The organism is Streptomyces sp. A0642 (assembly GCF_004795105.1).
GTDB lineage: Bacteria > Actinomycetota > Actinomycetes > Streptomycetales > Streptomycetaceae > Streptomyces.
In genome coordinates this window covers 16351-30764 of the sequence record NZ_SSBL01000030.1, presented here as the reverse complement: position 1 = coordinate 30764, position 14414 = coordinate 16351, and the positions used below count along the sequence as shown (strand labels likewise).

Sequence of the window (14414 nt, the reverse complement as noted above, 5' to 3'; positions counted from 1 at the left end):
TACTCCAGGCTCCGTGACGCAGGCGCGATCCGTCCTCCCCGGGGAAGACGGATCGCGCTCGGCCGCCACACCGGGCCGCGTCCGGCGCATGTCGAGCCCCCGGCGAGGGAATCGCTGGGGGCATGACAAGCAACCCACCTGGAGCGCCTTCCGGACAACCGTCCCCACCCTCCGCGGCCGTCCCGGCCGATCTGTCGAAGCACGCGTCCGACACCACGACCCCACCCGCCGCACCCGCCGGTTCCGACGAGGCGCGGCTGGCCGAACTCGGGTACACGCAGGTCCTCGCCCGCCGGATGTCCGCCTTCTCCAACTACGCGGTCTCGTTCACCATCATCTCGGTGCTCTCCGGCTGCCTGACGCTCTATCTGTTCGGCATGAACACCGGCGGCCCGGTGGTCATCACGTGGGGCTGGGTCGGCGTCGGGCTGATGACGTTGTTCGTCGGCCTGGCGATGGCCGAGATCTGTTCGGCGTACCCGACGTCCGCGGGCCTGTACTTCTGGGCCCACCGGCTGGCCCCACCCCGCTCGGCGGCCGCGTGGGCGTGGTTCACCGGCTGGTTCAACGTGCTCGGCCAGGTCGCCGTCACCGCCGGGATCGACTTCGGGGCCGCGTCGTTCCTGGGCGCCTACCTGAATCTCCAGTTCGACTTCCGGGTCACCCCCGGCCGGACGATCCTCCTCTTCGCCGCGATCCTGCTGCTGCACGGACTCCTGAACACCTTCGGCGTGCGCATCGTCGCGCTCCTCAACAGCGTCAGCGTCTGGTGGCACGTGCTCGGCGTCGCCGTCATCGTCGGCGCGCTGACCTTCGTACCGGACTCGCATCAGTCGGCGTCGTTCGTCTTCACCGAGTTCGTGAACAACACCGGGTGGGGCAGCGGGTTCTACGTGGTGATGATCGGACTGCTGATGGCGCAGTACACCTTCACCGGCTACGACGCCTCCGCCCATATGACCGAGGAGACGCACGACGCCGCGACCGCGGGCCCGCGCGGCATCGTCCAGTCCATCTGGACCTCCTGGATCGCCGGCTTCGTCCTCCTCCTCGGCTTCACCTTCGCCATCCAGTCGTACGACGGAGCCCTGGCCTCCCCGACCGGCGCCCCGCCCGCGCAGATCCTCCTGGACGCCCTGGGCGCCACCACGGGCAAGCTGCTGCTCCTCGTGGTGATCGGCGCCCAGCTCTTCTGCGGCATGGCGTCCGTGACCGCCAACAGCCGGATGATCTACGCGTTCTCCCGGGACGGCGCCCTGCCCTTCTCCCGGGTCTGGCACACGGTGAGCCCTCGCACCCGCACGCCCGTGGCCGCGGTCTGGCTGGCCGCCGTCGCCGCGCTGGTCCTGGGCCTTCCGTACCTGATCAACGTCACCGCGTACGCGGCCGTCACCTCCATCGCGGTCATCGGCCTCTACATCGCGTACGTCATCCCCACCCTGCTCCGTCTCCTGCGCGGCGACGACTTCCGCCCCGGCCCCTGGCACCTGGGCCGCTGGTCCCGCCCGATCGGCATCGTCGCGGTGGTGTGGGTCGTGGTCATCACCGTTCTCTTCATGCTGCCCCAGCTCTCGCCCGTCACCTGGGAGACCTTCAACTACGCACCGGTCGCCGTGCTGGTGGTCCTGGGCTTCGCCGCCACCTGGTGGTTCGCCTCGGCCCGCCACTGGTTCCTCAACCCCGATCACAAACGCACGATCGCCCGCAAGGCCTCCCACTGAACGAGGCGGCTTCCATGACGACGGGGCCCGGCAACCGATACCCGATCGGCGGCCGGGCCACGGCGGGCTATGCTCGGGGGTGATTCGCCGAGGGCCGTTAGCTCAATTGGTCAGAGCAGCGGACTTTTAATCCGTTGGTTGTGGGTTCGAGTCCCACACGGCCTACGCGAAGCGGGGGAGGGGAAACCCTCTGACCTGCGGTGGAGTGCCCCGTCCGGTTTCTTCCGGGCGGGGCACTCCGTCGTGCGCCCCTCTGGGGTGACGCGTTGCCAGGGCAACGGGGCGGGCCGGTGCGCGGCGGCCGTCGCGATCGTTCCCGGTCCGCCGGCGAGCAGTTGACCCCGTCGGCGCGTCGGCCGACCGGGCCGGTGCGGCAGCCGTCGAAAGGCTGACACAGCGACGGTGCCGGCCATGGAGCGGCCGGCACCGTCGTCGTGTCCGGGGTCGGACGAGGAGCGTCGTCGTCGTGTCCGGGTGTCAGACCAGGAGCTTCGTCTTCGCCCGCTGGTACTCCTCTTCCGTGATGGCGCCCTTGTCCTTGAGGTCGGCGAGTTTGGACAGGTCCTCGACGTGGCTGCTCTTCGGGGAGCCGTGCGCGTCCGGCGTGCCCGCCGCGTCTCTCACGTACGCCTTGAACGCCGCGTCGCGTTCCTGGGCCTGCCTCACGTCACGCGTCCCCATGGATTTGCCACGCGCGATCACGTAGACCAGCACGCCCAGGAACGGCACGACCAGCGTGAGGACCAGCCAGCCCGCCTTGCCCCATCCGCCCAGGTCGTCGCTGCGGAAGATGTCCATGATGACTCGGAACAGCAGGAACAGCCACATGATCCAGAGGAAGAACCAGAGCATGGTCCAGAAGAGGTTGAGCAGAGGGTAGTCGTCCATCGTCCACTCCAGGCACCGCGTCGAATGACTGAATCAGAAATCAGTCATATCACCCTATTTACGCCATCGCCTGTTGGAGTTGCGGGCGGTGTGGCGGGTGGCGGCTACTTCTCCGGTACGGGGGCGGCGCCCGGTGCCTCGGCGGAGACCGTGTCGGGGGACCGCTCTGCGGGCTCGGCCGGCTCCGGGGTGGCAGGGGCGCCCGCGGCAACTGCCCCGCGGGCGGCCGATGCGGTCTTCCGGTTGTGCGCGAGGATTCCCATGAAGCCGGCGAGGAACCCGCTGATCAGGCCCGATATCGCGTGATTGAGCGCGTTGACCGACTCGCTGTCCGGGAGGCCGATGGCGGTGTAGTTCACCACCGCGCTCATCACCGCACCGATCAGGCCGCCGATGAGGCCGCTGATGACGGCACCGCGTACGGGTGAGGGTGAGGTGGCCGGGGCGGGAGTGGGCGTGAGCGGTGCGGTCATCGTCGAGGGCCCTCCAGACAGGCTGCGATGAGAGACCGGGAGCGGCTTTCGGGGTGCGGCGACTGCGCGCCCCGGACCTGCTCGCACGGGCAGCCCACCGGTCCGGGGGATGCAGCAGTTACCTTGCGGCAGAACACGTCTTCCTTGCAACACCTTCTTGTTTTCCACACGTTGACGGCCTGGTGGAGAGCTTCTGCGGGAGGAGGGGTGCTCTTGGCTCTCAAAGGGGCCGATCAGGCAGGTTGGTTGAGGCAGGGCGATGCGGAACTATCGGATCCGCCTGTGTGGTTGAGGTGTCGAGGGGCTTCCCGCGGCCTTGCGCCGGCGTGCGGGTGGCGGGTCGGGGCGGGCACGGCCCGCGGGGGCGTGTGCGCCGGGTGGTCATGAGTCCGTCGAACATGCCGTAGAGTTGTGTTTACCGACGCGGGGTGGAGCAGCTCGGTAGCTCGCTGGGCTCATAACCCAGAGGTCGCAGGTTCAAATCCTGTCCCCGCTACTGAAGATTCAGGCCCGGCACGCATACAGCGTGCCGGGCCTGAATCGTTTGTGCGCCGTCGGCCAGCCGGGCCGCTGGGTGCGGGAGCCGCAGGCCGCGTACGTACCCCCATTGGCCGACGAGGAGTCGCCGTGCGACCCCGCTGCGGGAAGCCTGGGGGTGGTACGCGGTACCGTCCGCGGCCGTGGATGTACCGGGCAGGAGACCAGCAGGTGGGGAAGCGGGAGAAGCGGCGGCGCAGTCGTGGCGGAGGGGTGCGGACCCGTCGGTTCGTCCAGGTGCTGCCTGCGCTGATCATCGGCGTGGGCGTGCTGTTCGACGCCCTGAGCCCGCCCGAGTTCACCGCCATTCCCCTTTACGCGGCGGCTCCGCTGATCGCGGCCCCGTTCGCCTCGCTGGCCGGCACCGTCCGTGCCGGGGTGGCCGCGCTGCTGGCGGTCGTCGGGCTGCGGGCGTACAGCGGCACCCTGCTCCAGGTCGTGCCCGCCAGTGAACTGCTCACCGTCCTCACCGTCTCCGTGCTCGCCGTCGTGATCAACCGGGTGGTGCGGCGGAGCAACGAGCAGCTGGCCTCCGCCCGGGTCATCGCGGAGACCGCCATGCGGGCGGTGCTGCCGACGCCGTCCGAGAGGATCGGCGGGCTTCACGTGGCCGCGCGGTACGAGGCGGCCCAGGCGGACGAGTTCGTCGGCGGTGACCTGTTCTCGGTGACGGACTCCCCGCACGGCGTGCGGCTCGTGGTCGGGGACGTACGGGGCAAGGGTCTGGACGCCGTGGAGGCGGTGGCCGTGGTCATCGGGGCCTTCCGGGAGGCGGCGGAGCAGGAGGAGACGCTGGAGGACGTGGCGCAGCGGCTGGAGCGGGCGCTGGCGCGCGAGTCGGACCGGCGCGGTGGCCTCGACGCGTTCGAGGGGTTCGTCACCGCCGTGCTCGCGGAGATCCCGCCGGGTGCGGCGCGGGCGCGGATCGTCAACCGGGGCCACCCCGAGCCGCTGCTGCTGCACACGGACGGGGTGCTGGAGGTGCTCCGTCCGTCGGTGCCCGCCCTGCCGCTGGGGATGGGCCTGGGGGCGTGGCCGGACCAGGCCGACGAGTGGGACCTGCCTCCCGGCGCGACGCTCCTCCTCTATACGGACGGCCTGTCCGAGGCCCGTAACGCCGAAGGCGTCTTCTACGACCCCGCCGAGCGGCTCCGGGGGCGGATCTTCCCGGGGCCCGACGAACTGCTCTCCGCGCTGACCGACGACGTGCGGCTGCACACGGGCGGCGAGTCGACGGACGACATGGCGCTGCTCGCGGTCGTCCGGCCCGCCGAGGGTCAGCCCGACCGGCGCAGGACCGTGAAGATCGTCGGCCTGGGCGACGGTGGCGGCTGAGCCGGAGGCTCTTGAGCGCGGCGGCGCTGGGCGGTGCGGCTGAGCCGGAGGTCCGGAGGGACAGCGGGGCGGGAAGTGGTCCGCGCCGGGGGGCCACCGTCCGTAATCGAAGGGCATCGCTCCGCATAACATATGACGCAACGTCAGAAACTGGTGGGTAACTGAGGCGCGATCAACTCGTCCGATTCCACCCGGTTGTGTCCCGTAAAGTCCAGGCCAGCGGCGTGAACGATCAGTGGGAACAGCTTGGAATCGGACCCTGGTGTCTATTAACGTTCGATAACGCAGCGCGGTTGTCCCAGCCGCCGTCAGTGGCGGCACCGTGCGCGAGCGCCGAATTCCGCAAGGGAACCGGGGAACCACCTACATGGGGTGAATCGGGCGTCTCTGCCTCGTTCTACGAGACGGAGGAACCCGTAGGAGACCTTCCTGCTCCGAACCCGTCAGCTAACCCGGTAGGCGAGAAGGAAGGAAAGGAGTGCGCCCCCGTGGCGTCCAACAAGCCTGCCCCCGAAGCTCCCTCCCGGTTCGGGTCCGCGTACGGCGATGACTTCGCTACCCGGCCCGCCCCCGCTTTCGGAACGGAGTACGGAGCGGACTACGCCACCGACTACGGGACCGATCGGGACAGCGCCTTCGGCAACGACTTCCGCGCCGACGAGACCGGGCCCGAGCGGACCTGGGAGGAGTGGAACCCCACCGAGGAGTCCATCCGCCCCGTCCGCGGCAAGCACCGCGTCGCCAAGCAGCGCAATGGTCTGGCCCGCAGCTCCACCGTCCTCGGCGTCGGCGTCATCGCGGCCGTCGGTGCGGGTGGCATGGCCACCGCCCAGAGCAAGCCGCCGGTCTCTATCTCCCTTCCCGATTCCCTCGCGGACAATCTCCCCGACGCCAAGTCCCTTCCCGGCGTCGGCGCGCTGTTGTCGGGCGAGTCCGAGTCCGCGGCGGAGAAGACGGCGGTCGCGACCGCTTCCGCCCCGCTGACGACCGCCGGCATCACCACTGCCGAGGCCGAGCAGGGCACCACCGACGCCGGTGAGGCCCTCCGCGCCCGCATCCTCCAGCAGGCCGAGCAGCAGCAGGACGCCGCCGACGCCGAGGTCAAGGCGGCCGCGGAGAAGGCGGCCGCCGAGAAGGCCGCCGCCGAGGCGAAGCAGCAGCAGGACGCCGCCGAGGCCAAGATCGCCGCCGAGAAGAAGAAGGCGGCGGAGGAGGCCGCGAAGAAGGCGGAGGCCCTCCGACTGGCCAAGCTCGCCGCCAGCTACGCCATCCCCACGTCCTCGTACACAATCACCTCGACCTTCGGCGAGGCCGGATCGATGTGGTCCTCCGGCTACCACACGGGCCTCGACTTCGCGGCGCCGACCGGTACCCCGATCAAGGCCGTCCACAGCGGGACGATCAAGTCGGCCGGCTACTCCGGTTCCTACGGCTACCGCACGGTCCTGGAGCTCGAGGACGGCACCGAGGTGTGGTTCTGCCACCAGTCCTCGATCGACGTCAGCATCGGCCAGAAGGTCACGACGGGCGACACCATCGGACGCGTCGGCGCGACCGGCAACGTGACCGGCCCGCACCTCCACCTGGAGGTCCACACCGCGGACGGCACCGGCATCGACCCGATGGCCTGGCTGCGCGCCCGGGGCCTGACGGTCTGAGACCGTTACCCCGCCGGTCCTCCGGCCTCGCGACCCCGGCAGCCCTGACGCTCCCCCCGACGTCAGGGCTGCCGGTCTGTCCGGGCCCGCCCGCCCGCGGTGCCCGCCCGTGAGCCTCGTCCGCCACGCTTTCTCCGTGTCCGTGCGCCTTGTCCGCCACGCGTTTCTCCGTGTCCGCGCGCGTCGTCCGCCCCGCGCGGCACGGGCTCTGTACGTGTCCGCCCGCGGCGGTCACCCCCGCGCGGCACCGGTTCCGGTGTACAGGCCACGGAATAGCGGAGTCGGGGGAAGCCGTTGTTCCACCCATGACTTCTCTCCGCAAGCTCGGTTCCTCCGGCCTCCAGGTCTTCCCGCTCGCCCTCGGGGGCAACGTCTTCGGCTGGACCGCCGACGAGGCGCAGTCCTTCGCCGTTCTCGACGCGTACGTGGCGGCCGGCGGCAACTTCGTCGACACCGCCGACGCCTACTCGGCCTGGGTCCCCGGCAACGAGGGCGGCGAGTCCGAGGCCCTCATCGGCAAGTGGCTCGCCGCGCGCGGTAACCGTTCCGACATCGTCGTGGCCACCAAGGTGGGCGCCCACCCTGCGTACAAGGGGCTCTCCGCTACCACCATCAAGGCCGCCGCCGAGGAGTCGCTGCGCCGGCTCGGGACCGACCACATCGATCTCTACTACACGCACTTCGACGACGAGACGGTCCCCGTCGAGGAGATCATCACCGCCCTCGACCAGCTGGTGAAGGACGGCAAGGTCCGCGAGATCGCCGCGTCCAACATCAGCCCCCAGCGGCTGCGCGCCTCGCTGGACTTCTCGGAGCGCGAGGGGCTCGCCCGTTACGTGGCCCTCCAGCCCCACTACAACCTCGTCTCCCGGGACACCTACGAGGGCGAGCTCCAGGACACCGCCGCCGAGGCCGGGCTCGCGGCCGTCCCGTACTACGCCCTCGCCTCCGGATTCCTCACCGGCAAGTACCGTCCGGGGAGCGCCGTGGAGAGCGCCCGAGCCGGGAGCGCGGGAGCGCACCTGGAATCGGAGCGCGGCCGGAAGGTGCTCGCCGCGCTCGACAAGGTGGCCCAGGAGCGGGATGCCGAGATCGCAACCGTGGCGCTGGCCTGGCTGGCCGCCCGGCCGACCGTCGCCGCACCGATCGCCTCGGCCCGTACGGTCGAACAGCTCCCCGCCCTGGTGGCCGTCGCAGACCTGCGGCTGACGGACCAGGAGCTGGCGGACCTCACGGAGGCTTCCGCCTGACCCGTCGCTCCCTAAGGGCTGTAGGGCGGGGGCGGGTACGGCTGGTTCGCGCGTTGAGGGGGCGTGTACGGCGGGCTCGTGTGCGGGTGGTTCGCGTACGGCGGGTTGTGCGGCGGGTTTGCGGACGGCCGGGCGTCGTGGCGCGGCCCGGCGTACGGGGAGGCGTGGTGGCCGGGAGGCGGGGGCGTTCCGTAGCCCTGGGCCGGTCCGGGCCCGATGCCCTGGCCCGCGTACGGCCGGTGCGCCGCGGGTACGAACCGCAGACGCAGACGGCCCGTGGCCTGTGCCGCGTGCACCAGGGCCGGCCCGGCGGTCTCCCGGCGCTGCCACAGGTGGTGCAGCAACTCCCGCTCACGTTCGGCGAAGTCCGGGCCCGCCGTGCCGCGGCGGGCCTGTCGGCGCAGAAAGGCCAGCGAGGTCGCGAAGGACTCGTACTCGGCGACCGCACGGGCCGCGGCCCTGCCCTCGGCCCTCACCGCTTTCAGCGGGGTGGCGGCTATGCGCGCGTGAGCGGGGTGCGGGGCGTGGGCCGGGTGGTAGGTGTGGCCCTGGGGGCTGCCGTACGGGGCGCCGGCCGCCGCTGCCGCCGCCCGTTGGCGTGCGAGGTCCCTGGCCATGCCGCGGGCGCGCATGGAGGAGAGGGCGAAAGGCTCGGCGGGGGACAGCCAGCCGGCCGCCGCGTACACCGGAAGTTCGATGCCGAGGGTGCGCAGCTCGCGGCGGCGGGCCCAGATCGCCAGCCAGGTCACCAGCCCGAACGCCGGAACCATGAAGGCCCCGTACACGGCGTAGAAACCGTAGGGGCCGAACGTCGACGAACCGTTCCACAGGGCGTGCATGCCCATCGCGAGGAGCAGGCCCGCCAGGGGGAGCGCGAGGCGCCGGAAGCGCTGGTGGCGCGCACTGCTCGCGGCGATGCCGAAACCGATGCCGGTCATCACGGTGAAGAGCGGATGGGCGAACGGCGACATCACCGCACGTACGAAGAACGTCGCCGCGGTCACCGAGGCGAAGCCCGAGCCCATCTCCTGGTCCTCGCCGAAGGCGTTGCCCAGATAGAGGATGTTCTCGGTGAAGGCGAAGCCCGTGGCGGTGAAGCCGGCGACGACCACGCCGTCGACGATCCCGTCGAAGTCCCGCCGCCTGAACAGGAAGAGCAGCAGCACGGCCGCCGCTTTGGCGCTCTCCTCCACGACCGGCGCTATGACGGTGGCGCCCAGGGTGTCCGCACCGCCCGGGTCCGCGGTGGCGGTGGCGATCCACTGCGTCGCGAAGGAGTTGGCCAGGATCGCGACCAGGGCGGCCGCGCAGGCCCCCCAGGCGAAGGCGAAGAGCATGTTGCGCCAGGGGCCCGGCTCGACCCGGTCCAGCCACCGGAACGCCGTCATCAGCACCGGGACGGGGAGCACGGCCAAGCCCAGACCGACGAGGAAACCCTGCGTCCCCGTCTGGTCGCGGACCAGGGCGAGGATCACCAGACCGCAGAGCGCGAGCACGGTGAAGACGGCGACGATCCGGAGCGGCTTGCTCCGCCACAGCATGCCGACGCGGCGCGGACGGTACCGCCACTGCCCCCGGTCCGGCGCGGCAGTCAGGACCTCGCCGTCCAGGTGCTCCGCGAGCACCGGGACGGCCGGCTGCGACTGAAGTTGCTGCTGAACAGACCCGTCGGACGACACTCCATGACCCTAACGAGCAGGACTGACAACGGCCATGGCGCGTGGACGGGGCCCGCCGGCCCGGCGACGTCGGCCCGCCCCTCGGCCGGCCGGCGGGGTCGGGGCTCTTCCCGGCCGGGCCGGCGACGGCACTTCGCCTCCCGGTCCGGCCGGGAACGGCGTGCCGCCGCTCGCCCGCCCGGCGACGACGCGTCGTCAGCCGCTTCTGGCGTCAGCAGGGCCGAGCGGCCCCCGGGCCGGTCAGCAGCGGGCGAACAGCAGGTCGTGCACGACATGGCCCTTGTCCAGACCCTGACCCTCGAACCTGGTCAGCGGCCGGAACGCGGGCCGTGGCGCGTAACCGCCGTCCGCCGCCGTGTTCTCGAAGCGGGGGTGCGCGGTCAGCACCTCCAGCATCTGCTCGGCGTACGGCTCCCAGTCGGTCGCGCAGTGCAGGACCGCACCGGGCTTCAGGCGCTGGGCCGCGAGGTCGAGGAACTCCGGCTGGATCAGCCGGCGCTTGTGGTGGCGCGACTTGGGCCACGGGTCGGGGAAGTACACCCGCAGCCCGTCCAGCGCGTCCGGCTCCAGCATCTCGCGCAGCAGGATGATCGCGTCACCGTTGGCGACCCGGATGTTGGACAAGCCGTTCCGGTCCGCGAGACCGAGGAGGTTGCCCTGGCCCGGGGTGTGCACGTCGACGGCGAGAATGCCGGTGCCCGGGTCGTCGGCGGCCATCTGCGCGGTGGCTTCGCCCATGCCGAAGCCGATCTCCAGGACCACCGGGAGCCCGTCGAACAGCTCGGGCAGGTCGAGGACGCGCAGCCCGTCGATGTCCAGGCCCCACTTCGGCCACAGCCGCTCCAGGGCGTCCTGCTGGCCAGGGGTGACCCGGCTGCGGCGCGGCTGGAAGCTGCGGATCCGGCGCTCGTGGTGCGAACCGGCCGGATCGGCCGCGGGGCCGCCGGGGAAGCGGGGCTCCTGGCGCAGCCTGCGCGCACGGTCGAGGGCCGCGGCGCGCAGCTCGTCCGGGATTCCGGCGGTCGCGGGCGCGGCGCCGTCCGTACCGGTGGACGCGGGCGCGGGGTCGGCGCCGTCCGCGTCGGCGCCGTTCGCGGGGGAGGGGTTCAAGGGCTCAGACACAATGCCCTGATTCTACGGCGGGCGGCTTCCACCCCGTCCCCTGTGCCCGGAGCAGCGCCCTGCGTGCCACCTCCCGCCCGATGGGGAGAGCGGCCGTGGCGGCGGGCGAAGGGGCGTTCAGCACGTGCACCGTGTGAGGGGCTTCACGGATCAGGAAGTCGTCCACGAGTGTGCCGTCGCGCAGGACGGCCTGCGCCCGGACCCCGGCGGCGGAGGGGCGCAGATCGTCCTCCGTCACGTCGGGCAGGAGCCGCCGGACGGCCGCCGTGAAGGCGCGCTTGGACAGCGAGCGGTGTACCTCGCCCGCCCCGTACCGCCAGTGTCGGCGGGCGATCTGCCAGGAGCCCGGCCAGCTCAGGGTGTCCAGCAGCTCCCGGGGGCGTACGACCGGCCAGCCGTACCCCTCGCGGGCCAGTGCCGGTACCGCGTTCGGACCGACGTGGACGCTGCCGTCATGGCCCCGGGTCAGATGGACGCCGAGGAAGGGGAACGCCGGATCGGGCACCGGATAGACCAGGCCGCGCACCAGCTCGGGCCGGGCCAGCTCGTAGTACTCCCCCCGGAAGGGCACGATGCGCACCCCCGGGTCGTCGCCCGCCAGTCGCGCCACCCGGTCGGAGTGCAGCCCGGCGCAGTTGACCAGCACCCTGGCCCGGACCACCAGGCCGTCCGCCGTCCGCACCGCGACGCCCCACGGCCGCCGGTCGATCGCGGTGACCTCGGCGCCGAATCTGATCAGGCCGCCGCCGTCCCGCACCTCGGCGGCGAAGCGCTCGGCGACCGCGCCGAAGTCGCACACCCCGGTCGTGCCCACCCGGATCGCGGCGAGGCCCCGCACCCGCGGCTCGTACTCCGCGATCTGCGCGGGCCCCAGCTCGCGCACCGGCAGCCCGTGCTCCCGGCCGCGCTGCACCAGGGCGTGCAGCCGCGGCAGCTCGGAGCGGCCGGTCGCGACGATCAGCTTCCCGGTCACGGCGTGCGCGATGCCGTGCTCCCGGCAGAAGTCGGTCATCTCCGCCGCGCCGCGTACCGCGTACCGCGCCTTCAGCGAGCCCGGGGGGTAGTAGATGCCGCTGTGGATCACCCCGCTGTTGCGCCCGGTCTGATGGCGCGCGGGGCCCCACTCCTTCTCCAGCACGGTCACGCGCGTGCCCGGTGCGGTCCGCGTGATCGCATACGCGGCCGACAGGCCGACGATCCCGCCGCCGATCACCAGCACATCGCAGTCGTACGCCGCGTGCGTCATCATCACGCCACCTCCCACCCCGATAGTGCACTGACCCACTGACAACGCGTTCAAACCAGTGCGGGCACAGCGTGGCGGATCCCGCGCCGGTCCGGGCGGGGCCCGGCTCGGCGCCGGGGCCGGCTATGCGGGGGCGACGAGCAGCGGTCGCGCGCGTTCCCTCAGCTCGACGACGCGCGGTTCGTCCCCGTACGGCTCCAGGCGGTGCAGCAGATCGCGCACGTACTCGGTGGTCCGTGCCGACGAGATGCGGCCCGCCACCTCCACGGCACGGGTGCCGGCCGCGCAGGCCGCGTCCAGGTTCCCGGACTCCAGCTCGGCGACGGCGGAGACGACGAGGCGCAGGCCGTGCGAGCGGACGAACTCCTCGGTGGGCCGGGACAGCGCCTGCTCGGTGAACCGCCGCACCTGCCGCGGCGCCTTCAGGTCGAGGTGGCACTCCGCGGCGTCGGCGGCGAACCGGTCGTACGAGTAGAAGCCCAGCCACGACGGGTCCGCGTCGCCGTCCCGGGACCGCTCCAGCCACCCCTCGGCGGCCTTCAGAGCGGCTCCGGCGGCCGGTGCGTCGTTCGCCTTCGCGTGGGCCCGGGCCTCCACCAGGCGGAAGAAGCTCATGGTGCGGGCCGTCGCGAGGCCGCGGTTGCGCTCGACCGCCGCCTGCGCGAGGTCGACGCCCTCGTCGGCGAAGCCGCGGTACGTCGCCTGCAGCGACATGGACGCGAGGACGTAGCCGCCGAGCGGCACATCGGCCGCGGCCCGCGCCAGGCGCAGCGCCTGGATGTAGTAGCGCTGGGCCGCTTCCTGCTGACCGGTGTCGAAGGCCATCCATCCGGCGAGCCGGGTCAGTTCGGCCGACGCGCCGAAGAGCGCCCGGCCGACCTCGTCGCTGTACGAGCCCAGCAGCAGCGGTGCCGCGTCGACGCGTAAGCATTCCGGGACCATGGACGAACGCCAGTCCCCGCCGCCGTACTTGGAGTCCCAGCGGCGCGCGTCCTGAGCGGCCTCGCGCAGTTTGGACACGTCGCTGTGGCCGACCCGCAGCGGCGAGACGGCGTAGGCGGAGTCGGGCCCCGGCTGGACGGGGATCGAGAGGCCGTGCCCGGGAACGGGCGTGCCGTGGCCCACCAGCAGCGAGGTGCCGGGCCCGGGGGCGGTGGCCGTCGGCTGTCCCGGCGCGTCCTTGGCGGGGGCGCCCTGTTTTCCGTGGGCGCTGGGCGGGTGGGCGGCGCCCGGCGCGGTCGATGCGCCTTGCGCCCCCGATGCGCCCCGTGCGCCCTGGGTGCCGTGCTGGGCGGGGGCTGCCGCTGTCGAGGCGCGTTCCACCGACGGGTCGGCGGGGGATATCAGCCAGCGGGAGGCAGGGGTCGCATACGCACTCACGGAGAAGGAACCCGCCAGGGACTGCCAGATCCCGCCGCTGCCCGCCCGCCGCCCGGCCAGATCCAGTCGGTAGAGCTCGGTCGCGGAACGGACCGCCTCACCCACATCGCGGGGGAACGCCAGCCCGACCTCCGGCGCCGGGTCGGCGTCGGCCAGCCCGATCTCGTGCAGCGGGACAGGCCGGCCGAGCTTGGCGCCGATCGCCGCAGCGATGAGATGGGGCGCGGCGCCCTGCGGCACCATGCCCTTGGAGACCCACCGGGCCACCGAGGTCTTGTCGTACCGAAGTGTCAGTCCGCGCTGCGCCCCGAGGTCGTTGACCCGCCGGGCGAGCCCGGCGTTGCTGATTCCCGCGAGGGCGAGAACGGTTCCGAGCTTGTCGTTCGGTCCGCGTTGCTCCCTGGACATGCGCCACCCCTCGACACACAGACGGCAGCCGCGTCACCGATGCGGCGCGCGGCATTCGTACCGGGTTCTCCCCAGGGACGAACCCCGGCACTCCGGCCGCACACGCATATGGCCGAGCCCCGAGGAATATGCCGCCCTGCTGAGAACATCAGTAAACCCAGCGTAGTTCGCCACATCCCTACCGTTAAGGGCTGGACGTCCGTATGGCGGGATTCTTGTCCGTACCGGCCACCGGCGGGGACTCGGGGGAAGCCGTGCGGCGCGAGGGGCGGAAGGGGCGCGGTGGGCGAGCGGGAGGCGAACGCCGCGCGAAGGAAGCGCGGAGGAACGGGGGAGAGGAAGCGGGGGTACGGGGGAGGGTCTGTGAGGCCCGCCCGCACTCCGGTGCGGAGACCGCCGGACGGCGCCCGGGAGGAGCGGCCGAACCCCGCGGGCCTGATGCGGGGGGACGGGAAGGAGGGGGTGGCGCCGACCGCCTTCCGCCCGCCGACCAGCCCCGATCCGGGTCACGGCGCGCGTCCCGGCATCCTTCCGTGCGGTCTCGGCGGCCGCCGCCGGAGCCTCGTCCGGGGGTGTCCGCGCGTGCTCCCGGCGTGTGGCCGTGCGCCCGGCCGTGCGCTCTCGCCCGGTCCCCGCGGGAGCGCTTGCATGGGTGCTGCGTGGGTCGGCCCGCTGCACTGGACACAGCGGGCTGGGGGAGCACCGCCGCCTCATTCC

The 14414-nt window shown here is 72.2% G+C and carries 10 protein-coding genes, 2 tRNA genes and 1 riboswitch; of the genes, 6 read left to right on the top strand and 6 right to left on the bottom strand.

All coding sequences use genetic code 11. From position 1 onward, the window contains the following. Nucleotides 1-122 precede the first annotated feature (122 nt). Nucleotides 123-1721, top strand: a complete 1599-nt coding sequence (locus E6R60_RS31705) for an amino acid permease (protein ID WP_240802760.1) — start codon at nt 123-125, stop codon at nt 1719-1721. Nucleotides 1722-1812: 91 nt separating this feature from the next. After that, a tRNA-Lys gene (locus E6R60_RS31700) sits at nt 1813-1886 on the top strand. A 312-nt stretch (nt 1887-2198) separates the two neighbouring features. Here E6R60_RS31700 and E6R60_RS31695 read toward each other — a convergent pair. Both E6R60_RS31695 and E6R60_RS31690 read right to left on the bottom strand, forming a co-directional pair. After that, nucleotides 2199-2609, bottom strand: coding sequence for an SHOCT domain-containing protein (locus E6R60_RS31695; RefSeq protein WP_136330158.1), 411 nt, complete (start codon nt 2607-2609; stop codon nt 2199-2201). A gap of 104 nt (nt 2610-2713) precedes the next feature. After that, nucleotides 2714-3082, bottom strand: a complete 369-nt coding sequence (locus tag E6R60_RS31690) for a hypothetical protein (RefSeq protein ID WP_240802759.1) — start codon at nt 3080-3082, stop codon at nt 2714-2716. Nucleotides 3083-3504: 422 nt separating this feature from the next. On the opposite strand from E6R60_RS31690, the gene E6R60_RS31685 reads away from it, so the two are divergent. The 4 genes from E6R60_RS31685 (at nt 3505) to E6R60_RS31670 (ending at nt 7862) form a co-directional block, all read left to right on the top strand. Next, nucleotides 3505-3578: transfer RNA gene (locus E6R60_RS31685), tRNA-Met, on the top strand. Nucleotides 3579-3766: 188 nt separating this feature from the next. After that, the gene (locus tag E6R60_RS31680) at nt 3767-4954 is read left to right on the top strand and encodes a PP2C family protein-serine/threonine phosphatase (RefSeq protein ID WP_136330157.1); all 1188 of its coding nucleotides are present in this window, start codon (nt 3767-3769) and stop codon (nt 4952-4954) included. A gap of 321 nt (nt 4955-5275) precedes the next feature. Beyond that, nucleotides 5276-5431, top strand: a riboswitch (cyclic di-AMP (ydaO/yuaA leader). 11 nt (nt 5432-5442) lie between these two features. Next, on the top strand, nt 5443-6612 hold the full coding sequence (locus E6R60_RS31675) for a M23 family metallopeptidase (protein WP_136330156.1): 1170 nt from the start codon (nt 5443-5445) through the stop codon (nt 6610-6612). 305 nt (nt 6613-6917) lie between these two features. Then, on the top strand, nt 6918-7862 hold the full coding sequence (locus E6R60_RS31670; protein ID WP_136330155.1) for an aldo/keto reductase: 945 nt from the start codon (nt 6918-6920) through the stop codon (nt 7860-7862). Between the two features lie 11 nt (nt 7863-7873). Here E6R60_RS31670 and E6R60_RS31665 read toward each other — a convergent pair whose 3' ends face one another. The 4 genes from E6R60_RS31665 to E6R60_RS31650 form a co-directional block, all read right to left on the bottom strand. Then, the gene (locus E6R60_RS31665; RefSeq protein WP_240802764.1) at nt 7874-9403 is read right to left on the bottom strand and encodes a PrsW family intramembrane metalloprotease; all 1530 of its coding nucleotides are present in this window, start codon (nt 9401-9403) and stop codon (nt 7874-7876) included. 378 nt (nt 9404-9781) lie between these two features. Continuing rightward, the gene (gene trmB, locus E6R60_RS31660) at nt 9782-10666 is read right to left on the bottom strand and encodes a tRNA (guanosine(46)-N7)-methyltransferase TrmB (protein ID WP_240802763.1); all 885 of its coding nucleotides are present in this window, start codon (nt 10664-10666) and stop codon (nt 9782-9784) included. Continuing rightward, nucleotides 10656-11912: an L-2-hydroxyglutarate oxidase gene (lhgO, locus tag E6R60_RS31655; RefSeq protein ID WP_136330153.1), complete on the bottom strand. Its 1257-nt coding sequence runs from the start codon at nt 11910-11912 to the stop codon at nt 10656-10658. The genes trmB and lhgO overlap by 11 nt, the downstream gene beginning before the upstream one ends. A 120-nt stretch (nt 11913-12032) precedes the next feature. Continuing rightward, on the bottom strand, nt 12033-13697 hold the full coding sequence (locus E6R60_RS31650; protein ID WP_136330152.1) for a sporulation protein: 1665 nt from the start codon (nt 13695-13697) through the stop codon (nt 12033-12035). Nucleotides 13698-14414 lie beyond the last annotated feature (717 nt).

Excerpts from the sequence above, each read along its gene's own strand:
- E6R60_RS31705 (WP_240802760.1), top strand. The coding sequence starts at position 123 with ATGACAAGCAACCCACCTGGAGCGCCTTCCGGACAACCGTCCCCACCC.
- E6R60_RS31695 (WP_136330158.1), bottom strand. The coding sequence starts at position 2,609 with ATGGACGACTACCCTCTGCTCAACCTCTTCTGGACCATGCTCTGGTTC.
- E6R60_RS31690 (WP_240802759.1), bottom strand. The coding sequence starts at position 3,082 with ATGACCGCACCGCTCACGCCCACTCCCGCCCCGGCCACCTCACCCTCA.
- E6R60_RS31680 (WP_136330157.1), top strand. The coding sequence starts at position 3,767 with ATGTACCGGGCAGGAGACCAGCAGGTGGGGAAGCGGGAGAAGCGGCGG.
- E6R60_RS31670 (WP_136330155.1), top strand. The coding sequence starts at position 6,918 with ATGACTTCTCTCCGCAAGCTCGGTTCCTCCGGCCTCCAGGTCTTCCCG.
- E6R60_RS31665 (WP_240802764.1), bottom strand. The coding sequence starts at position 9,403 with ATGCTGTGGCGGAGCAAGCCGCTCCGGATCGTCGCCGTCTTCACCGTG.
- lhgO (WP_136330153.1), bottom strand. The coding sequence starts at position 11,912 with ATGATGACGCACGCGGCGTACGACTGCGATGTGCTGGTGATCGGCGGC.
- E6R60_RS31650 (WP_136330152.1), bottom strand. The coding sequence starts at position 13,697 with ATGTCCAGGGAGCAACGCGGACCGAACGACAAGCTCGGAACCGTTCTC.